Genomic DNA, 18,682 nt, shown 5'->3' on the forward strand with positions numbered 1-18,682 from the left:
GCATGCGACTCCATCAACGCCTCCGCCGCCAATGCCGGGCCCTCACCGCAGTAAGCGTTTCAAATCTGTAAGTCTTTTGCGTCAAAACTGAAATGAAGGCCGCTTGCGGGGCGAGCTAACAGATGTGGCTGCATGTTCGGACTGGCGCCTGGCTACTTGCAAAGGAGCCGATTGCTTGTTTCGCCGTTGCTCGCATTGGGCGCTGTGCAATTGGACTTACGCATGAAATCGAGAGACATCGCCTGACGGCCAGAATACAGGCGGACCAGCAAGGGTGAGACGAAAAAGTGGAGCCTGGTTGCGAAGAAGTAATGAGGTCGCTGCCGAAAAGTCCGGCACCGACACCGGTGACGTTCCTCTGCATCCAGAAATCAAACGGGCGGGCGGCCAGCACGTGCGCCAGAACGCCGTCAGGACGGAGGTGGTCATTCGACCCGACAATTTCGACCGGTAACGTTGACCCGTATTGGGAGAGTGCAGCCCGCTGAGGGAATAACATCCGGGTCAATACCATAGCGCCCGATAGTAAGGCGTTCTCGTCGGACCGGACACTTGCGTCTCCCGTGTTGCATGTCTGGGGAGCGGCTGTGTCCAATATCGAGGGACTTCCGTGCTCAAGTGAGCCTGCTCTTCCGGGCAGTTCGGACAGCGGTGTTATTTCATTAAATACGGGGGTTCCCGATGTTGACTTCGTCAGTGCGTCTCAAGACGCGGCTCGGCTTGAGTTTCGCTGCGCTTGGTATGGTATGTGTGATTACCGCAGCATTCGGACTTAAGGGCATTGCCGATGCGAATACCCGGGCCGAAGTTTTTTATCAACAGGTAGTTCTGCCCACGCAATATCTTCAGAACGCCTTCCGGCTGCAATGCGTCCGGGCGATCCAGCTTCTCGAGGCGATGTCCATCAAAGATGCTCAAGCGAGAAAGGAGCGCTTTGACCTTATTGAAATCCTGAAACAGCCAGCGGATCGACAGTTCGACCTGTTCCGGCTAAGCGACAAGCCTGCTTCCACACAGGCGCTTGCTGCCAGGTTCATCGCAGACAGGGTACGGCTTGAGGAAGGGTTTACCGAAGCCGTGCGATTGGGGCGCAGTGGTGACATGCCCTCTGCGGCCGCGGCAATGGCACAAAATGTACGCCCATACGCAATATCGATGGGACGGGAAATCGACCAACTCTCTGATGGCCTGAGCAAGGAAGCTGATGACTCGCGTCATCGCGACGACGTCGCTTACAGGCGAATCGTGTTGCTCATGGCGACTCTGATGGCGGTTGGTGGGTCGATGGCTTGTGCCTACGTGTGGCACCAGATGAGATTGCTTGCGCGCAGTCTGGACGGAATTCAGACTGCGCTCAGGAAGACGAGCTGCACACTCGATCTGACCTGTCGCGCTCCTGTGGAGAGGATGGATGAAATTGGCCGTACGGCCTCAGCTTTCAACGAACTGATCGGGCGATTTTCGGAGGCAATTTGCGCTGTCCTCGTGGCCGCGGGAACCGTTGCGACTGCAACAAGACAGATCGCGGCCGGCAATGTGGACCTTTCCTGCCGAACCGATGAGCAGGCGGCGTCTCTTGAAAAGGCTGCGGCCAGCATGACGCAATTGACGGAGACGGTCAAACAGGGGGCTGACAATGCCCGGCACGCGAGGCTCCTGGCGGAGAACGCGGCCACCATGGCTGAATTAGGAGACGAAGCGGTTCAAAGTATGGTTGAGACGATCAGGGCAATCAACCAAAGCTCAGCCAGAATCTCCGAAATCACCGGCCTGATTGAAGGCATTGCCTTCCAGACCAATATCCTCGCGCTTAACGCCGCTGTCGAAGCGGCGCGGGCCGGTGAACAGGGCCGAGGTTTCGCTGTGGTCGCCAGCGAGGTCCGGGCACTTGCACATCGTTCCTCTTCAGCGGCCAAGGAGATCAAAGGCCTCATCGAATCGTCCACCACCCTCGTGCAAGGGGGCACGCAGCAGGCCTGCGAGGTCAGTGGCACTATCGCACAGGTTAAACATGCCATCAGCCAGGTTTCGCTAATCGTCGGCGAGATTGCTGATGCGTCGGCCGAACAGAGTGTTGGGATAGAGCAGCTCAGTCAGGCGGTCGAGCAGATGGATATTCTGACTCAGCGCAATGCCGCGCTCGTTGAGCAGGCAGCGGCAGCGGCGCAGTCGCTCGAAGAGCAGACTGCCAAGTTAAATCTCGCTGTCTGTGTCTTTGTGGTAGCGGACCAGGCCGACGCCGCTGCGCAGGCAACTTCCACGGACGAAGTGTATGTGCGTGACAGTAGGCTGATGGTTCAAGCGGGTATGCGCTAGCTCGACTGCCTATCACCGTACGGCGTGGGCACTCACGGAAAAGGCCGGCCTCGCACCGCTGTTCAGACAGGCAGAGCCTTCGCGACAGAATGCTCCCGAGCGGACGGCGAAGATGATGCTCGAGTTGTTCAGCCTGGAGCGTCAGGGCCGGCATCACGAACTGCTGGAAAGCCGGCGCGCACTGCAGGCGCTCAACGCGGCGCTGTACGCTGCCTACATGAAGACGCGCTAGGAACGTCTACCAAGGCATGACACGGACCGCCTCTCACAAATGGGCATTCGCCACGCGATTCCGGCGTGGCGCCTTCGGCTGGAAATCCGCCTTGCCGATCCAGCGTCTGAAGGAGGCCCTGACCGAAATCCGGCAGATCGCCCGCGAGATCCCGTGCTCGCGGCCGAAGACGGCAGTTTTACGATAGATGGAAGTCAGCACAGGACCTGCGTCATGGAAGAGTACAACCCCGAGCGTGCGCCCGAACCCGATTCATGGCTTGAACTCGACGAACACGAGCGAATTGCGCTTGTCGAGACGTATCACCGCATCGCGCGAATCAAGCTACCCAATGTAACGGCGCATGCCGCGCTACACGCGATCGTCGAAAACCAGATCGCTCTGAATCTTGAACCCGTGGTCCGGGCGATGGTTCGACTCGCAAAAGAAGGGCTCACGCGACACGACGCGGTTCACGCGATCGGGGCAGTCGTCGCAGAGCATCTGTTTGATATCCTGAAGACGGAACACAACGACGATGCTGCGACTTCGCAGGCACGTTATTACGCGGCGGTGGAGCGAGCGACCGCGGCGAGCTGGCGCAAAGGCGGACACTGAGGAAGACCGTCGAACTCGCAGCGTCGTCTGACGCGGGGCAGCGTTTCAGGTTGCGTCATGCCCAAATGCGGGGAGCGCGCGGAAGTGAAGGGCCGCATAGTTGTAGTTAGTTGGAATTGTGATCGTGCTACGGTACATCAATGTCGAGACTTGAGGCTCGGAGTGCGCGAGGTCGCAGGGTTATCCACGGGGCTGCCGCCCGCTTTTCTGTAGCGAGAGGCGAGCAGTCCGGTGGATAACCCGGACTGGAGGCGATAGTGATTTCGCCCCGTTTTGCCCTGCTAGTTTCCGGTGCGACTCTTTTGCCGGGAGGGCATTCATGGCTGCCCGCAGCGCTTTGGTCGAACCGGAATGGCAGCGTTATCCGTTGATCGCGTCAAACTGTTACGCGCGCCGATGGATAGCGAGTTGCTCTTCGCTCGGGTTGGCGAGGAACACGATCGCAGCGTACATGAACGCGATCAAAGGCTTCCTTCGCTTTGAGCAGGAGCACGGTGTCGACCTTCGCGGTACATCGCGAGAATCCATTGCGCGATATGTGGGCGAGATGCGCTCCCAGCCGAGACGATCGGCACCCGACGAGGCTCGCGCCGGCTCAGGCGGCTGCCTGTCGAATGCAACGTTGCAGCAGCGTCTTACCGCGCTCCGGTTACTCTTCGAGTTTCTGATTGACGAAGGGCTGGTCCGAACTAACCCCGTTGGCTGCGGCCGTTATACCTCATCGAGACAATTCGGCGGGGGCGGCGACCGAGGGCTCGTCCAGAGATTCCATAAGCTCCCGTGGATTCCTACAGAAGAGCAATGGAGGAGCTTGCTCGCTGTGGTTCGCGAAGAATCGAAGCGAAACAGATGCATGCTGGCATTTGCTTACGATGCAGCGCTTCGCCGCGAAGAACTGTGTCAGCTCCATGGCAGTGATCTCGATCCGGCGCATCGACTACTGCGCGTGCGTGCTGAGACAACAAAGGGGCGACGCGAGCGAGTGGTGCCGTATTCCGAGACCGCAGCAGAACTGCTGCGTGACTATCTGCGCCGAAGACCGCCAGCGGGACGAGATTTGCACGCCGTATTCTTGTCTGAATCACCCCGCAATCGTGGAGCGGCAATCACGTTGTGGACCTGGTCCAAGGTTGTCCGGTCCATAGCCCTCCGCGCCGACGTTCCGGCGTTTTCTACTCATACGCTTCGACATCTTTGTCTGACCGACCTTGCACGGTCGGGCTGGCAGCTCCACGAGATCGCTCGATTTGCCGGCCATCAGAGTCTGGAGACGACACGGCAATACATCCATCTTTCCGGCCAGGATCTGGCGGATCGATTCGCAAAGACAATGCGTCAGATTCATACGTGGCGTATCGAAGCGCTGGCGGGTATTGCGGACAAGCCGTAACGGTCATGAAAGCTCCCCGTCTCCCGTCCTCGCAGCCGCCAGGCTCCGGCGCCTGTCGATGGGTCTGGCCCGTGCGAATCGCGGACTATGACCGCAGCATCAGCCTCACGGTTGCAGAGCAACGAACGTTGGCACGCGAGGTTTCCGAGGCGATGGGAAGCACGCGCAATGCAAGGGCGGCGCCTGGTCACCTGGCAGGGCTCCAGCGGTTAGTGACGCCGATCAATGACGCGCTTGCCGTGGTCGACGGCAAATGCGGATGTAGCGATCGTGTCAGGCTGATCCTGCTTGATCACTGTGCGCGACAGAATCGCGCATTCTAGGGATGGGACAGCACCGCATGGCGCGAGATGATCGGGGCGAGCCAACGCGCGCTTGTTTCGGCCAACAGCATAGCAAGTGGCGGTGAGCGAGAGGTATTGATCGCCGTCGCGTATCTACTCCAGTGCATCAACGATACCTCCTGTTTCAAGGGGGTGAAACGGCTAGCCCTGGCGGAATTGGTGTTCGGCAAGGAACAAGTTGCTGCCACATTGAAGCGCGTGACCGACACTGCGGAAACATGGGGTTATCGAGGCCCCAACAAACAACTGACGAGCATGGTTGCCGAGCTTCTGCTCATGAATGGACGGCCGGAACTTGAATCCCTGACGGCGGAGGTTGTCAAGGAAGCTCGCAACCGCTGGTGCGACTCGGTCGCCCGCAGCGCGCTGTACTTCCAATTGACGCGTGTCCTGACGGCATCGGGATTGGTTGTGGATGAACCCAAAGTCCGCGATACGGTCGACAGGGAATTCATACATGCAGCGGGGATAGCGAATATCGCCTCCGAATGGGTTGCGATGGCAGAGCAATGGGACGCGACCACTACCCTGACCGTACGTAGTCGCCGCCAGTTTCGAAGCATGATTCTGAAGGCGGGGCGTTGGATGAAAGACCGACATCCCGAAACCACCCGCGCCGATCAGTGGACCCGGGAGCTGGCGGCAGAATATGTCGGCGCGGTGGACCGCATGCGAGTCGAGGACTACGTCTGGAAAACTGCAGGTCTGGGCGCCAAGTTGGGCAAACCCATCAGCGCCCGCACCAAAACGGCCTTGCTTGGTTCGATAAGGTGCTTCTTTGTCGATGCTCAGGAATGGGAATGGATACCGCGCCGCTTCGACCCGTCGCGGGCATTTGCCACGCCCCGTTCGGTGAAGTCACTCATAGGACCGGCACCACGCGCCATTGCTGACGACCTATGGGCCAAGCTCCTCTGGGCTGGGCTTAACCTGACGTTGAACGATCTTCCGCTGCACGGCAGCACGGCAGGCGACGATCTGCAGGAGATTCGTCGCAGCACGGGCGGTTACTATCCGCTCGAGATGATGCAAGCGTTGGGCATCGTGTGGCTCTTCGCCGGCTTACGTAGCGATGAGATAGTAAGGCTGCGAACCGGCTGTGCGCGAAAGGAACCGTTGGCAGGAAGCCTGGGAGAGCAGTGCTGGATGCTCGATGTGCCAGTGCACAAGACAGGAACCGCATTTACCAAACCTATCGATGCGGTCGTCGGCGAAGCAATATGGGCCTGGGAAAGAGTGCGTCCGGTCCAGCCACTTGCGCTCGATATCAAGACCGGCGAAAAGGTGGCCTTCCTGTTCTCATATCGTGCGAAGAGGATTCTGCATCGCTTTCTGAACCGGCGTCTCATTCCAATGCTCTGTCGGAAGGCCGGCATTCCAGCAGTCGATGCACGCGGCCAGATCAGTAGCCACCGGGCACGGTCGACCATCGCGAGTCAGCTGTTCAATGCCAGGGAACCGATGACGCTATTCGAGCTGCAGGCATGGCTCGGTCATCGTTCGCCAGTCACCACGCAGCACTATGTCGCGTTCACGCCCACGAAGCTGGCAAAAGCTTACTCGGAGGCGCAGTATTTCCAGCGGAACCTGAGAATGATGGAGGTGCTGATAGATCGGCAGGTGATAGATGAGCGAAGCGTTGACCAGCCGTGGCGCTACTACGACTTGGGCCACGGATTATGCTCGTATGAATTCTTCGATCAATGTCCGCACCGCATGGCCTGTGCACGGTGTAACTTCTACGTCCCGAAGGAGTCGACCCGGGCCGAACTGATCGCATCAAAGGCCGGCATGATCCGGATGTTGCAGGAAATCCCGCTCACGGATGAAGAGCGCGATGCGGTAGAGGGTGACCGGCAGGCTGTCGAGCGTCTTCTTCAGCGCCTAGAATCTACGCCCGCGCCAGATGGTTCGGTTCCGCGGAAGCGGTGAGGTACCTGCGCTAACACTTAAATCCTCAAGGTAGTCGTGAAGCGCAAACTGACCAGATGCCCGCGTCAGCGAATATCTCCATGCTCGCCTGAGGATTCGATCAGATTCGGATGACCGATACGTTGCTTGCGCGGTTCGAACGCCGAGTGCAGGGAGAGGCCAATTGCTGCGCCGATCAGCTCCGCAATGACAAAGCCGGGTACGCTCGACGGCGCAATGCCTGCAAAGCTGTCGCTGAACATGCGGCCAAACGCAGCGGCCGGGTTTGCGAACGACGTTGACGCCGTGAACCAGTATGCCGCACCGATGTAGGCGGCGACCAGGATCGACGCGCGTCCGGCCGGCGCACGCAGAATGACAAGCAGCAGGCCGGCGGTGGCCACAGCTTCGGCAATCCATTGCCCGGTTCCCGTGCGAACCTTGCCCGATAGCTCGACGATGGGCAGATCGAACATTGCATGCGCAAGCCACGCGCCGAGCAGTGCGCCGACCAGCTGCGCAGCGATATACGGCAGGAGTTCACGCACGGGCAGTTCGCCACGCAGCGTCATGACGGCGCTGACGGCCGGATTGAAATGGGCGCCGCTCAATGGCCCGAAAACTTCAATCAGCACATACAGGCCGCCCACTGTCGCCAGCGTGTTGGCGAGCAGGGCAATTGCCACATTGCCACCGGCAAGTCGTGCCGCCATGATGCCGGAGCCGATCACCACCGCGAGCAGCAGCGCCGTACCCACCAGTTCGGCGAATACCTTGCGCTTCAGTCCCATCACTGCGGTCATGATTCGGAAATCTCTCTGAGAGCGCGCTGGAGATCCCCATTGCTCATCGTGTCTAGCGGTAGTGCGAGGAGCTGCAGCATGCGGTATCCGATCGCCTGACGGGTCAGTTCAAACGCGACCCGCTTGCCGTCGTCGCCGCCCGGTGCAACAGAAGGGTCCGCATAGCCCCAGTGAACCTTGACGGGACTGCCCGGCCAGTAAGGACATGTCTCCGCAGCCGCGCTATCGCAGACGGTAATGACGATCCGCATGGTAGGCGCATCATCGCCTGCAAATTCGTTCCAGCTCTTGCTGCGATAGCCGCTCACGTCGATACCCACGCGCGTGAGTGCCTCGACGGCGAACGGGTTCAGACGGCCGCCTGGTTTGCTGCCCGCGCTGAAAGCACGCACGTCCTTGTCCAGCTTCGAAGCGAGGTGATTCAGCATGGCCTCGCCGAGCACGCTGCGCGCCGAGTTGTGCGTGCACAGGATCAATACGTTGGTCGTCATACGTTCCTCATTGAAATGCGTGCAGGACTCAGCAGCACGACGAAGACTTGACCGGAATGCCAACCGGTTTGCCCGACGACGGAGCGCAGCACGCCGCAACCTCGGAAGCGGGGGAACTGGTCTGCGTATCTCGCGACTCACCGAACACGGTAATGTCGTTCAGGGTGTGATACGACTCCCATGCGATGCCCTGTGGATCGACGGTCCAGTACTTGTTCGACTTCACGTAGCAGCAGGCAGTACCGATCTGCGCGTCGACCGGTAGTGCTGCGCCTTCAAGGCGATCGTGCATCTCGGCCAGTTCGGCTTCGTTCTCGACCTGCACCCCAAGATGGTCCACCCCCGGCGTGGCGCCGCGTTGCGAAATCGCGAAATTGATGCGAGGGTCGTCAAGCATCCACTTTGCGTAGTCATCCTTGACAACGGTCGGTCCGGTCGCGAACAACGCGGAGTAAAAGCGGATACTCGCCGTGAGATCAGTGACGGCGACGTGAATGTGAAAGCGTTTCATGACTTCCTCTTGCTGGAAGGGGAACACGCTGCTACCGGCGAACAGGGGTTGCCACCACAGCAGTTCTCGGTGAGATAAGCCAGCAGGCCGTTCATCGTTGCAAAGTTCGCGCAATAGAAGACGAACCGGCCTTCCTGACGGCTGGTGACGAGCTGCGCATGAGACAGCTCCTTCAGGTGGAAGGAGAGCGACGACGGTGGCACATCGAGCAGCGTGGCGATCTGGCCGGCGGGCAAACCCTCGGGGCCTGCCTGTACCAGAGAGCGAAAGATCGCGAGTCTGGACTCGTGCGCAAGTGCCGCAAGTGCGGCGACGGTATGAGTCGTTTCCATAATTCGACTATAGTCGAATTATGGAAAGAAAGCAAAGCATGAATGTAGCGATCTCCGCAAACATCGCGTCACTCTAGGCTCCCGACTCTCAGCAACTTCGTTTGCCAACAAAAAATTCGTCCAATTCCACATAATTGTGGCTTTCATACCCTTCATTTACGGACATTGCGTGATCTGGCAAGTCTTTTTTTGCTCAGGCCGTTCGAGACAGCCTACTTTGGGGCCCGTGGCCACGGCCGGGGTGGCACCCGTGGGACGCGGGCTGAACCTGCCGCACCTTGCTCGGGATCGGCGTCGCCTGACTGTCCCTCGCCACAGGTCCCATTGGCCCGTAGGTATCTGACGGAGACGGTCGCCCGCGTGCAGTCACGGGACGAGGTGCCGTCCAACGGAAAGCATCCGGGCGCCGATTCCGGAGTGCGCCGATTGCGCGGACGCCCGTGGATCGGGTAGGGTGGCGACTTACTTCACCCTTCTGCAGGCCAAACCATGAACAAGCAGGATCTGATTGATGCCGTCGCCGCGAAGACGGGCTCCACGAAGGCCGAGACCGCCGAAACGCTGGATGCACTGATTGGCACCATCACCACCGCGGTCACCAAGGGCAACACCGTGCAGCTGATCGGCTTCGGCTCGTTTTCCACCGGCGCACGTGCGGCGCGCGTCGGCCGCAATCCGGCGACCGGCGCGGAGATCCAGATCGCTGCGGCGAAGACGGTGAAATTCACCGCGGGCAAGGCGTTCAAGGACGCCGTGAACGGTGCCTGACGTGGCACATCCGCCCGGGTTCACGCGCTCGCCATGGCTCGTGACGACCACGTCGCTGTGCCGCGTTTCACAACATCCCTAAGGTGCAGGGAATCATCGTGACTCTTTTCGAGAGAGCACGGCTTTGGCGGGAAGACAACGGATACGTTGGCCGTGGTGGGGTGGTCGTGCTGTTTGGCGATGAGGTGCAGAGCTGGGTGAACACGCTCCGCAACCCCGAGCACTGGCAACCGGGATGCGTCGCAGTCGATGAAGCAGGGCGCATGTGGACGACCATCGCCGGCAGCGAGCGTGACGGCGCGCTGATGTGGCTTGCCGATCACGAGTTATAGGATCGGGCGGGCGAGTTCCTAGTGAGTGGAGGTTTGGTTCAGACCGCTACACGTCGCTGTCCCGCATCGCATACGCCGCCGACAGGTGGCGTTCCTTTTTGGAAATCGTCGTCAGGATATGGCAAGGGCATCAATGGGCGGTCGACGGTCAACAGGGTTCCCGGCGTCCATGCATTGAACGCAGCCATCGACCTCATTCAGAGCGTCGGCATGAGCAATATCCAGCAGCGCGTCACCGGCTCGCGATAGGTCAAGTGTTTGGGCCACGCCGGTTGTAGAATGCTGCGAAAACGGAAAAACGATGGTCGGCACCGACCACAGAACGAACTGTTCTTCTCAGTGACGGTAGCGAGCCTGCAGCGATAGATCCACGATCTGTAGGAGATTGATCCCTCGCACGCGTAACCGCTGGACATTCAGACGCCCAACGACTTCGGTGGGAAGATCGCACATGATCAGTTCCTGACGATGACGCCCGCAGTTACGGGCATCAATTGGCCCGTCAGGCCCAGTCACGTTCACGCCGCCTGCTTAATTTGGTAAACGAAGCGGAGCCGCCCAGTGTGATTATTCGAACCGCGTCGCGGAGCGCGCCCAGTCCGTTGTTCTACTGCTCGTCGAATCCGGCTGGCATCGGAATTCGCTGGGCAGCGCCGGTTATGAACAGATCGTACCGGGGCGCACGCTAACGCCGCGTCAGCCTTTTGCCGATCTCAGTAGAACCTCTGCTGCGGCCCACGCCTGCGAAGCAGGCGTAGGATCATTCGCTGCGCGAGCGTTGACGGTTGCCCCATCCAGTAACATCATGAAAACGTCACCAAGGTGTTTAGCATCAGACGCTGGCATGACATCCCCCAGCAGTTCTGCCATCCAACTGGTCATCTTTTCCCGATATTGAATGGCAACGCCTGAAACTTTAGGGTATTCGGTGCCAAACTCCGCCAGTGCGCGTTCGAACAGGCAGCCCGCGAATTCTGGCGTGGCGAACCAATCGCCGTACCAGTCGAAGATTGCCTTGACTCGCTCCTCCGGAACCGTGAGCCTCTGCAGGCGGGCTTCAATGCTGCCAATGATCAGTGCGTAGCGTTGGAGCAGAACCTCCCGGATCAGATCGTCCTTCCCTGAAAAATGGCGGTACAGCGTCATTCGCGCGACGCCGGAGTCGTCGATAATCCAGTCCACTCCTACGGCCTGGAAGCCATGCTTTGAAAACAGCACAGTGGCTTTGTCGACGACAAGTTGTCGTTTGCTCGCGCGCATGCAGATCACACTCTCGATTTGACATATTTTCGAGAATTTTAACATCTGATCTGATGCCATTTCTCGGAACAGAGTAGAACGATCTATACAGGCTCTTAGCCAGCGTGTCATAGGCCAAGCCAAAGCGCGCGGAATCTTGCGAATGTCCGCGTCACCAAAGCTGCGCAGTTTCGTTAAATTCCTTCCGTAGTCCGACGCCCGCCCGAGATTCTGACGTGGTAGACCAGACCTCAAAGGCAAAGACGTCATGTCGATGAATTTGTCGAGCCCGACTCCTCATCTGTTCGGTGTCTCTGGCTCAGCCTCCTTCATAGCGCTAAGTCGGTGCGCCCGACCGATGGTTCAAGGGTTCCGGGTCAAAGGTTGCTGAATAGGAAGAAGCCGTAAGACCATGGTCCGTTAAAGCCAGAATGTTTGTGCGGAATCTCTCCACGCACAGAGGTGATGTCGCTACCTAATCCTGGCTTCTTAGGTCAGCGCTTCAGTGCAATGCGGCGGACGAAGCAGGATGTTGCCTACAACTGCTGCAGAGGACCGGGTGTCGTCCGAAGCGACGGAATGGTCGCCTTTCGGCTTCGACGCCGCGATTCTGGAGCGCTACACAGCCGTGGCCGTTTTAGCGGATAAGCGTGAAGTAGGCTCCCTGCCCCTTAATCAACGCGACCGTTGCACAGCCGCAGTGAAGTAGCCCACACGCGCAACTTCCGTGCTAAACGAATAATGAGGTAGCCGGCGCGTCCCTGCCGGGGTAACCGATGAACTTTGCGTCCCGTCCGCACCTATGCTGTTCTCATTCAAGACGTTTCTGCGCCGCTTCGTTCAACGGGCTGAGGCATCCGCGTTTGGTTTCGCCGATCGAATATTGGTTTCGAACCCGTTGACATAAATGTAGAACGATCTATATCATTTGAACAAGAGGAAAAGTATGATCATTAAAACTGGATCTGTTTGACGTTTTTAGTCGTGGTGCAACATTAGAAATGCAAAATTCAGTCTGAAAGATCGGCTAACCTCCGGTCAACATGGGGCCACGCATATTTGATTCGACAACGGAGGAAACATACTTACTTTCAGCATGTTTAATCTGCCGGTTCACAACCGAAAAGGCAGGGCCCTTCGGGCCGTACCGATGCAGTAGGTGCGCTTTCGACTTCACCCGTACGGCCCGATTCGGTCGTATCCGTTGCTTGGGTCTTCCTGCAACGAATGTGCAATATCTGAGAGAAACGCTCGATTTGACGGGAATGCAATCCGCGGTCGCCTTTGGTTTTGATGACTTGGGAACATGTTGCGTACACGTTAAGCGATTAGTAATGCCTGGAGAAAATGTGCTGCATGCACGAGAAACTGCATGCCGTATGGATTCTGTTTGCTTTTTCGTTGAAGTGACAGAGTGAGAAGCCGGGAAACGGATGCCCCAGTATTAACAGGTGTCGTGCTTTATGTCGGTTGATAGCAGGGGCGAGCCAGTTGGCAAATAAAAAAGGACTTTTATGAAACCCATAGCATTGGTCGTCATGGCCGCTTGTCTAACGTTAACCGCATGCGGCGGCGACGATGTATCGACAAAAGGCGGCGCCTCGTCGCCGACAACGAATCCTGGTTCACCGTCCGGTCCGTCATCGCCGGGGACCGGTGGCACTACCAAGGCGCAGCCCGGCTGGTCGCAAGCGGTCGCGATGGACGGCAAAGCCGTGGAAGCCGAACCGAGTGCTACCTTGGACGCGAACGGCAACACGCTCGTCACGTGGGTGACGACCGGTTCCGCAGGCAGCCTCGGCAACGAGATGTGGGGAGCGCGTTATGTGCCGGGTTCGGGCTGGGGCACGCCGATGCGGCTGGACACCGGCGACGGCAGCCATTCGATGACAGGTCCCGGCACGATCGCGCCGCAACTGGTCGGCAACGCCAGCGGCCAGGCGGTCGCGTTCTGGACCGAATGGATGCCGGGCCCCAACGCGTACGCGTTGTGGGCGCGCCCGTATAGCCCAGGTGCTGGATGGGGCACGGCGCTCGAAGTGGCGCCGAACGTGACCAGTTCCACCTATACCGCCGGGATCGACGACCAGGGTAACGCAATCGTGGCGTGGCCGCAGTCAATCGACCTGCTCAATTCGCGCATCGCATGGACACGCTATACGCCGAACGGCACGTGGTCCGCGACCGCGCAGATTCAGATGCCCGCTCAGACCGGGCCGGGCGCCGTCACGGGCGACACCACCAACGTGCGGCCAATGATCTCCGTCCTGCCGTCCGGCAGCGCGGTCCTTGCGTGGGGGCAAACCAACACGACGCAGTCGGCGATCTGGACGGCCACGTTCGACGCGACGAACGGTTGGACCAACGTCAATCAGGCCGTGTCGAATACGAGCCTGTTCACGACGATCGACACGCCCGCGGCGGGCATGGATGCGAAGGGCAACATCACGCTGGTGTGGGGGCAACTCGATGTGACGGGCGGCAAACTTCTGACCACCACCATGTCGCAGCGCTACGTGGTGGGAAGCGGGTGGCAGGCCCCGCTGGCCGTGGCGCCGGAGATCACTGAGCCCAGCGCCTTCATCGCCACGCCGATACTTAGCGTCAATCCGAACGGCGTCGCGGCGGTGATGTGGGCGCAAGGCGGTGCCGTGCTGCAGGCAAGCGTGTCGGATGCCAGCGGTAACTGGGGGCCGTTGCATCAATTGACGGCAACCGTGAACACGACGGCGGCGCAGCTTCCGCCGCTGGTGATCGATGCAGCCGGCAACGTGACGGCGGCGTGGCAGGACTCGGGTACGCCGGGCTCGTCGGACGTGATCGCTGCCAGTTATCGGAACGGCTCGTGGGGAACCCCGACGTTGTTCAGCCAGGATCCGCAGGACGCCTCGTGGCCCGCGCTGGCCGTCAACGCATCCGGTGCGATGGCGCTCGTCTGGCAGTCGTATATCTCGAACGCCGGCGATGAATTGCAGGCCGCCTTCTATACCCCGGGCACGTGATCGTTTCGTCGACCTGCTCGAATCCGTCGCCGCATCGTGCGGCGACAGCGAATTTCATCGCGCGAGAAGACCCGGCATGTGCCGCGCGTGCTTGCGCGGCAACGTCAATGTTCAAACCATCGATAAGGAAGAACCATGCAACAAGACCTGCATTCCGCGCTGCGGACGATTCTCGGCATAGCGGTCGTCAGTACCGTCAGTGTTGCTCTGTCGGCGTGCGGAACCACGAAACTGGACATGATCGATGTCCAGACGTCCACCGCGAAGACCATCGGTCTCGCCTCCTCGGACGAGATCACGATTGCCAACGTTCAGTATGGGCGGAAGAACGCGCTGGGCGGCCAGCAGGTGAGTTACGACGCTACCACGGGGAAGGGACGGCGCTTCACCTGCACGGTGTTCATGATCCCAGGGCTGACGCCAATCGACAGACCGACGTATAACAACTGGGAATGCCACCCGCACGGTTGAACTTCTGAATGAGTTGACGCTGCGCGCCAGCGCGTCAGTCGTGGAGCGACCTTCGCCTGGCGTCAGCCAAATAGCGTATGTGATACGCGCCACCATCGATCTCTTGCGCGTTGCGCTGATATGAGATTTGTTGCAGAAATGGCGGCCTGCGGAGTCGCTTTGCCAAGCCACGCCCCGCCCGAATGAACCCGCCGGCACTGATGTCGGTGGGGCGCAAGAAATTGCACGGATCGCCAAAGGCACACCTTCTCACCGCAGGCGTCAGCCGAGAAAATCTGGGCCACTCACGTCTCTTTTAGCTCAGAAACGGTCCATCGCTATCCACGCAATCGAACGGCCGCACAGGGTCGGTCTGAGGCGCGCGCGCACGACGTAAGAGCTGCAACAGCATCTGTGGTGCGAGGGATGCCCGACGTGGGAAGGGCATGAAAGGATGCCGAACGACGCGATGGAAATGCTTGGGGGTGCGTCTGCGCAAGTCCAGTCGCCCAGGCTGTAATCGGCTGGTCTGGACTTGCATGAGTGCTGTAAGTGGTTCCGGGACCTTGATCGGCCATCTACGATGGAGCAGGGGAGCAGGGTCGGCAATCGTCGATTGCGATCAGCGGTAATCAGGAAACCCGCCCGAGATAGACAGAAACAACTACACAGCGACTTCACCCCCAGAAACCAGAGTCAAAACCCACGTATCCGGCCTGCGCCACGGCATTTGAATCTGGCTTCAACACAACCAGGAATGTGCAGCAACAGGGGGCAGCTTGGGCCGACACAATCGGGGTGTTTCGTGTTGCAATCAGTCAATACGCACCGAAGATCCGGTCGAGCGCCGCCAGGATGGCTTCACGGTGAGCCGAAAGAGAACCGATATGTTTGCCGAGGGCGTTCAAGGGAACGGCACTCATGGCAGGCGTGTCAAGGAAACAATCTTCGCCGTGAATCTCGAAAACCGGCAGTAAATCGGACGGCTTGCCGGAGAAGGCGAGTTGCCGCCCTGGTCGCACAGGAATCACGATGCGCGTGGGCAAAATTCCGACGTGCGTGCTCTGCACGTCGAGCAGGTACGGCGCGAGTCTCCTTGTGTCATCGTCAGGATTGGCGTAGAGATCGAACCGGGCCATTAAAAAGTCCTGAATTTCGCGAGTGGAAGTCCGTCGCGATCGACCATTGCCGTGTAGGCGGCGACCAGCTCGGCGTTATCATTGGCCCAACGGCGAGCCTCCGCCTCCTGGATTTCTTCGCGCACGCCGCGTTCGCTCGCGCGCGAAAGGTTAATCCCCAACTGCTTGGCCCGCTCCAGGATTTCAGGCGGCAGGGTGACGTTGGTGGATTTGCGCGGTCGAGCTTCCAGTGCCTTGCCCATGTTCACCTCCATGTTGCATATCATGTGCATTATCACGCACAAAATGTCGTCCGTCCAAGCTGTCCACCCGCAACTAAGCAGGACAGTAGGTGCCTGACTGGAGGAAGGCGAAGCAACGCCGCAGGTGTCGCCGTAGAAGGGCGCAGAATGGTCATTGATTTTGTGCAACTAACGGTCAACGCTTTAACCCTACCCAGACGCGGCTTCGCCGCGGAAACCAGCCGTCAGGAACCGGACAGCGGACCATTGGGCGATCCACTCGGGATTGTGGTGCGCGCACCTGGAAATCGAGCAGGTGCAGCAGAGACAGTGGGTCGGACTTGGCTCTCGACAAGCTACAGGATCCTGAGATTGCGAATCTTGCCGATGCTCGGGGATCGTTCAGCAATGAGTCCCGCGATGAATTCAGGAAGTAATGCCCGAGGCACGTTGTCCGGAACATCTTTGATCAGCTGCGACGGCACGTGAACTATGAATTCTTCGGGTGCCGCAGCAAGGCTGTGTTCGTAACTGACCTGATAGTCCATGGATGTTGTTCAGGGGAAGTGTCGAGCGGCGCGCCTGCCCTATTGCGGAAGTAGCTCGCGGCGCACCTGGGAGCGTGGCAGTTGTGGCGAATTTCTCGGCAGGTACAGCAGCGGTCTTCCTGCAGGCGCCTGGCTGAACATCGGTCGTCTCGTCCGTCATCGGACAGATCACCCGGTGCGAGCCGGCGAATGGCTGACGGAACTGTAGCATGTTCAAGCCGCGTAGCTCGTCGAGGCGCTGTCACGATGCCGGTCTCGGGAGAAAAGATCGGCAGGCGGGGCAATTACTCAGCTCGCGCCCATGAGAGCCCGCCCGATGTCCGGCATGCGGATCTCTGTGCACAACCGCGGAAAGCGCAGAATTGAAGAAGCCGGCGATGTAGATAGGCGGCTCGCGGGCCTTTTGCCGTGGCGACGGTGTCAGTGATTCTCGCCGTCGTCGCTCAATAGCCACGCCGCAAGATCGCGCTTGCCGTTGAGGACACGCCAGACCTCTACATGATGCCTGCGCAGGACGTAGAAGATCATATGCGGGTACCGATCAAGCGGCCATGATCGCAAGCCCGGTATGTCCAGTTCGTACGCGTAACGTGGAGACCCGGTGCGGGGGGGCTTGGCGAGATGCGCATATGCCTGCTCGATCTCCGAAATGAAACCGAGCGCGGCGCTTTCGGAGCCTTCGTCGACGAGGTAGCGAGTGAGTTCGTCTTCTACGTCCTGCTGGGCCAGTCGAGTCGGGATGACGGGCCTGGCCGTCATTTGCGCGAAGTACGCACCCGGACGCGCAGCGATTCGAAGTAGGCGGCATCGACCGGACCCGCGAGTCCAGAGGTTGCTCCGTGGAGGATCATCGCACGTAAATGCTTGCGATCTCGATCCTTACGAATCAGTTCGCGGACGTATTCGCTGCTCGTGCCGTAGCCGCATTCGCCGACCTGCTCGTCGACATATGCTTTCAGCGAATCGGGGAGGGAAATGTTCATCGTACTCATGCAAAACAGTCTATCAGCGCTTGGCAAAATTTGCCACGCTGGTCGTTGAGGCGATGGGACATTCGTGAGCCGGGGTATCCGTACCTTTTGTGCAATTTCTGGCGTCCGTCGCCCGCTGAGCCTCGTCCAGCAAGGCTCTCCTGCGGAGTAGCACCTCGCTGGAACCCGATTCTTCGAGTTCATAAAAATAAGGATACTTAGAAAGTAACTGCCAGAAATTGCACAAAAAGTACGAATGCCCCAGTAGGGGCGCCTCGGCCATTCACGGCGCAAATGCCTAAACTCTCCGGTACATGGACAAATGAGGCATTGGCGGCGGCAACAACAGTGCGCGCCCGGCGATGCTCAACGAACACGTGGACCCTGTCATGTCACGAATGGCCATGGTCGGCGCTGGCATAACTGGCATCAGGACCGCTCACGCCCGTGCATGATGCGGCTATCGCGTCACGGACTTCGAAAGTCATCGTTACGCGGTCGGCGTTGAGCTTTCGTGCAAAAGGCGCTGCGGGAACGATTGCCGACGTCGACCCATCGACGGAGGTGGTTGCGCAGGATGCCGTGCGCAATGCCGAAGCGATCGCGCGGCCAGTCCTAGCTACGCCGTGGCTCGGTCGAGCGCCTGCCGTTCGACGACAACACATTCAACACGGCACTTGCGATCAACTTGATGCAGGTCTGGCCCACCCCTGATGCGGGCCTCACCGAAATACGCTACGTGATGAAGCCGGGCGGAACGCTCGCGCCGCGCGTCACAGTCTATTGACGACAACGGCAAGACGGCCTGATCGAACGCTTGGCGGCCGCCGGTTTCGCAGATGAAAAACTGACACAGAATGACGAAGCGCTTTGCATATTCGCAAGCAAACCGTGAGCACCAGGCATCTGACGCGCCGCCGCATGACACGCGCGCCGAATACACCCCTTTGACGCACGCCAGGATTTGTACTCGCTGCAATTTGGTCGCCGCTTCCCTATAAATAAAAAGAAGACAAGCGAGCAGACCGTTCGCGTCCGGAACGCCCATTGCTGGCAAAAATGCTGCAGCCCAATCCCAAGTCGAC

At 59.3% G+C, this 18,682-nt stretch carries 20 protein-coding genes; 8 read left to right on the forward strand and 12 right to left on the reverse strand.

Annotated elements, in window-relative coordinates:
* Window positions 1-681: 681 nt before the first annotated feature.
* Complete coding sequence (locus tag ACFSNN_RS17170; protein WP_134466406.1) at window positions 682-2,316, forward strand: methyl-accepting chemotaxis protein; 1,635 nt, start codon at window positions 682-684, stop codon at window positions 2,314-2,316.
* A gap of 265 nt (window positions 2,317-2,581) precedes the next feature.
* Here ACFSNN_RS17170 and ACFSNN_RS17175 read toward each other — a convergent pair whose 3' ends face one another.
* The gene (locus ACFSNN_RS17175) at window positions 2,582-2,749 is read right to left on the reverse strand and encodes a hypothetical protein (protein ID WP_377689827.1); all 168 of its coding nucleotides are present in this window, start codon (window positions 2,747-2,749) and stop codon (window positions 2,582-2,584) included.
* Between the two features lie 12 nt (window positions 2,750-2,761).
* Between ACFSNN_RS17175 and ACFSNN_RS17180 the strand changes: the two genes are divergently transcribed.
* From ACFSNN_RS17180 to ACFSNN_RS17190, 3 genes are all read left to right on the forward strand, one after another.
* A complete protein-coding gene (locus tag ACFSNN_RS17180) occupies window positions 2,762-3,145 on the forward strand; it encodes a hypothetical protein (RefSeq protein WP_134466407.1) in 384 nt (127 codons plus the stop codon).
* Between the two features lie 319 nt (window positions 3,146-3,464).
* Window positions 3,465-4,535 (forward strand): tyrosine-type recombinase/integrase, encoded by a 1,071-nt coding sequence (locus ACFSNN_RS17185; protein ID WP_134466408.1) that lies wholly within the window; start codon window positions 3,465-3,467, stop codon window positions 4,533-4,535.
* Between the two features lie 350 nt (window positions 4,536-4,885).
* Window positions 4,886-6,811, forward strand: coding sequence for a tyrosine-type recombinase/integrase (locus ACFSNN_RS17190; RefSeq protein ID WP_134466409.1), 1,926 nt, complete (start codon window positions 4,886-4,888; stop codon window positions 6,809-6,811).
* Between the two features lie 65 nt (window positions 6,812-6,876).
* On the opposite strand, the gene ACFSNN_RS17195 is transcribed toward ACFSNN_RS17190, so the two are convergent.
* From ACFSNN_RS17195 to ACFSNN_RS17210, 4 genes are read right to left on the reverse strand one after another with little or no spacing between them, the layout of a single operon-like run.
* Window positions 6,877-7,593 carry an aquaporin gene (locus ACFSNN_RS17195; protein WP_377689803.1) on the reverse strand — a complete coding sequence of 239 codons (717 nt, stop codon included), beginning with the start codon at window positions 7,591-7,593 and terminating at the stop codon, window positions 6,877-6,879.
* A complete protein-coding gene (locus ACFSNN_RS17200) occupies window positions 7,590-8,084 on the reverse strand; it encodes an arsenate reductase ArsC (protein ID WP_134466410.1) in 495 nt (164 codons plus the stop codon). Before ACFSNN_RS17200 ends, ACFSNN_RS17195 begins: the two co-directional genes overlap by 4 nt.
* A 28-nt stretch (window positions 8,085-8,112) precedes the next feature.
* Complete coding sequence (locus ACFSNN_RS17205; protein WP_134465814.1) at window positions 8,113-8,595, reverse strand: ArsI/CadI family heavy metal resistance metalloenzyme; 483 nt, start codon at window positions 8,593-8,595, stop codon at window positions 8,113-8,115.
* Window positions 8,592-8,927, reverse strand: coding sequence for an ArsR/SmtB family transcription factor (locus ACFSNN_RS17210; RefSeq protein WP_134465815.1), 336 nt, complete (start codon window positions 8,925-8,927; stop codon window positions 8,592-8,594). The genes ACFSNN_RS17205 and ACFSNN_RS17210 overlap by 4 nt, the downstream gene beginning before the upstream one ends.
* 489 nt (window positions 8,928-9,416) lie before the next feature.
* Here ACFSNN_RS17210 and ACFSNN_RS17215 point away from each other — a divergent pair, with 489 nt between their 5' ends.
* Together ACFSNN_RS17215 and ACFSNN_RS17220 are read left to right on the forward strand one after the other, a co-directional pair.
* Window positions 9,417-9,695: an HU family DNA-binding protein gene (locus ACFSNN_RS17215; RefSeq protein ID WP_134465816.1), complete on the forward strand. Its 279-nt coding sequence runs from the start codon at window positions 9,417-9,419 to the stop codon at window positions 9,693-9,695.
* 98 nt (window positions 9,696-9,793) lie between these two features.
* Entirely contained in the window at window positions 9,794-10,027 is a 234-nt protein-coding gene (locus ACFSNN_RS17220) for a hypothetical protein (protein WP_244323181.1), read from the forward strand.
* Window positions 10,028-10,723: 696 nt separating this feature from the next.
* Here the strand turns inward: ACFSNN_RS17220 and ACFSNN_RS17225 are convergent.
* Window positions 10,724-11,287 (reverse strand): TetR/AcrR family transcriptional regulator, encoded by a 564-nt coding sequence (locus ACFSNN_RS17225; protein ID WP_134466413.1) that lies wholly within the window; start codon window positions 11,285-11,287, stop codon window positions 10,724-10,726.
* Between the two features lie 1,493 nt (window positions 11,288-12,780).
* On the opposite strand from ACFSNN_RS17225, the gene ACFSNN_RS17230 reads away from it, so the two are divergent.
* On the forward strand, window positions 12,781-14,268 hold the full coding sequence (locus ACFSNN_RS17230; RefSeq protein ID WP_134465817.1) for a hypothetical protein: 1,488 nt from the start codon (window positions 12,781-12,783) through the stop codon (window positions 14,266-14,268).
* 135 nt (window positions 14,269-14,403) lie between these two features.
* The gene (locus tag ACFSNN_RS17235; RefSeq protein WP_134465818.1) at window positions 14,404-14,739 is read left to right on the forward strand and encodes a hypothetical protein; all 336 of its coding nucleotides are present in this window, start codon (window positions 14,404-14,406) and stop codon (window positions 14,737-14,739) included.
* A 797-nt stretch (window positions 14,740-15,536) separates the two neighbouring features.
* Here the strand turns inward: ACFSNN_RS17235 and ACFSNN_RS17240 are convergent.
* From ACFSNN_RS17240 to ACFSNN_RS41395, 6 genes are all read right to left on the reverse strand, one after another.
* Entirely contained in the window at window positions 15,537-15,857 is a 321-nt protein-coding gene (locus ACFSNN_RS17240; protein ID WP_134465819.1) for a CcdB family protein, read from the reverse strand.
* Window positions 15,857-16,099: a type II toxin-antitoxin system CcdA family antitoxin gene (locus ACFSNN_RS17245; RefSeq protein ID WP_244323183.1), complete on the reverse strand. Its 243-nt coding sequence runs from the start codon at window positions 16,097-16,099 to the stop codon at window positions 15,857-15,859. Before ACFSNN_RS17245 ends, ACFSNN_RS17240 begins: the two co-directional genes overlap by 1 nt.
* 335 nt (window positions 16,100-16,434) lie before the next feature.
* On the reverse strand, window positions 16,435-16,626 hold the full coding sequence (locus ACFSNN_RS17250; RefSeq protein WP_134465820.1) for a hypothetical protein: 192 nt from the start codon (window positions 16,624-16,626) through the stop codon (window positions 16,435-16,437).
* A 420-nt stretch (window positions 16,627-17,046) separates the two neighbouring features.
* Complete coding sequence (locus ACFSNN_RS17255; RefSeq protein WP_134466411.1) at window positions 17,047-17,385, reverse strand: type II toxin-antitoxin system RelE/ParE family toxin; 339 nt, start codon at window positions 17,383-17,385, stop codon at window positions 17,047-17,049.
* Window positions 17,382-17,618 carry a type II toxin-antitoxin system ParD family antitoxin gene (locus ACFSNN_RS17260; protein WP_134465821.1) on the reverse strand — a complete coding sequence of 79 codons (237 nt, stop codon included), beginning with the start codon at window positions 17,616-17,618 and terminating at the stop codon, window positions 17,382-17,384. The genes ACFSNN_RS17255 and ACFSNN_RS17260 overlap by 4 nt, the downstream gene beginning before the upstream one ends.
* 598 nt (window positions 17,619-18,216) lie before the next feature.
* Window positions 18,217-18,645, reverse strand: coding sequence for a hypothetical protein (locus ACFSNN_RS41395; RefSeq protein WP_244323185.1), 429 nt, complete (start codon window positions 18,643-18,645; stop codon window positions 18,217-18,219).
* Between the last annotated feature and the right edge of the window lie 37 nt (window positions 18,646-18,682).

Origin of the sequence: Paraburkholderia dipogonis (assembly GCF_042680985.1) — a bacterium.
GTDB lineage: Bacteria > Pseudomonadota > Gammaproteobacteria > Burkholderiales > Burkholderiaceae > Paraburkholderia > Paraburkholderia phytofirmans.

What these genes read in the sequence shown, in the direction of transcription:
- ACFSNN_RS17170 (WP_134466406.1), top strand. Translation starts at nt 682, where the DNA reads ATGTTGACTTCGTCAGTGCGTCTCAAGACGCGGCTCGGCTTGAGTTTC.
- ACFSNN_RS17180 (WP_134466407.1), top strand. Translation starts at nt 2,762, where the DNA reads ATGGAAGAGTACAACCCCGAGCGTGCGCCCGAACCCGATTCATGGCTT.
- ACFSNN_RS17185 (WP_134466408.1), top strand. Translation starts at nt 3,465, where the DNA reads ATGGCTGCCCGCAGCGCTTTGGTCGAACCGGAATGGCAGCGTTATCCG.
- ACFSNN_RS17190 (WP_134466409.1), top strand. Translation starts at nt 4,886, where the DNA reads ATGATCGGGGCGAGCCAACGCGCGCTTGTTTCGGCCAACAGCATAGCA.
- ACFSNN_RS17195 (WP_377689803.1), bottom strand. Translation starts at nt 7,593, where the DNA reads ATGACCGCAGTGATGGGACTGAAGCGCAAGGTATTCGCCGAACTGGTG.
- ACFSNN_RS17200 (WP_134466410.1), bottom strand. Translation starts at nt 8,084, where the DNA reads ATGACGACCAACGTATTGATCCTGTGCACGCACAACTCGGCGCGCAGC.
- ACFSNN_RS17205 (WP_134465814.1), bottom strand. Translation starts at nt 8,595, where the DNA reads ATGAAACGCTTTCACATTCACGTCGCCGTCACTGATCTCACGGCGAGT.
- ACFSNN_RS17210 (WP_134465815.1), bottom strand. Translation starts at nt 8,927, where the DNA reads ATGGAAACGACTCATACCGTCGCCGCACTTGCGGCACTTGCGCACGAG.
- ACFSNN_RS17215 (WP_134465816.1), top strand. Translation starts at nt 9,417, where the DNA reads ATGAACAAGCAGGATCTGATTGATGCCGTCGCCGCGAAGACGGGCTCC.
- ACFSNN_RS17225 (WP_134466413.1), bottom strand. Translation starts at nt 11,287, where the DNA reads ATGCGCGCGAGCAAACGACAACTTGTCGTCGACAAAGCCACTGTGCTG.
- ACFSNN_RS17230 (WP_134465817.1), top strand. Translation starts at nt 12,781, where the DNA reads ATGAAACCCATAGCATTGGTCGTCATGGCCGCTTGTCTAACGTTAACC.
- ACFSNN_RS17235 (WP_134465818.1), top strand. Translation starts at nt 14,404, where the DNA reads ATGCAACAAGACCTGCATTCCGCGCTGCGGACGATTCTCGGCATAGCG.
- ACFSNN_RS17240 (WP_134465819.1), bottom strand. Translation starts at nt 15,857, where the DNA reads ATGGCCCGGTTCGATCTCTACGCCAATCCTGACGATGACACAAGGAGA.
- ACFSNN_RS17245 (WP_244323183.1), bottom strand. Translation starts at nt 16,099, where the DNA reads ATGGGCAAGGCACTGGAAGCTCGACCGCGCAAATCCACCAACGTCACC.
- ACFSNN_RS17250 (WP_134465820.1), bottom strand. Translation starts at nt 16,626, where the DNA reads ATGGACTATCAGGTCAGTTACGAACACAGCCTTGCTGCGGCACCCGAA.
- ACFSNN_RS17255 (WP_134466411.1), bottom strand. Translation starts at nt 17,385, where the DNA reads ATGACGGCCAGGCCCGTCATCCCGACTCGACTGGCCCAGCAGGACGTA.
- ACFSNN_RS17260 (WP_134465821.1), bottom strand. Translation starts at nt 17,618, where the DNA reads ATGAGTACGATGAACATTTCCCTCCCCGATTCGCTGAAAGCATATGTC.
- ACFSNN_RS41395 (WP_244323185.1), bottom strand. Translation starts at nt 18,645, where the DNA reads ATGGGCGTTCCGGACGCGAACGGTCTGCTCGCTTGTCTTCTTTTTATT.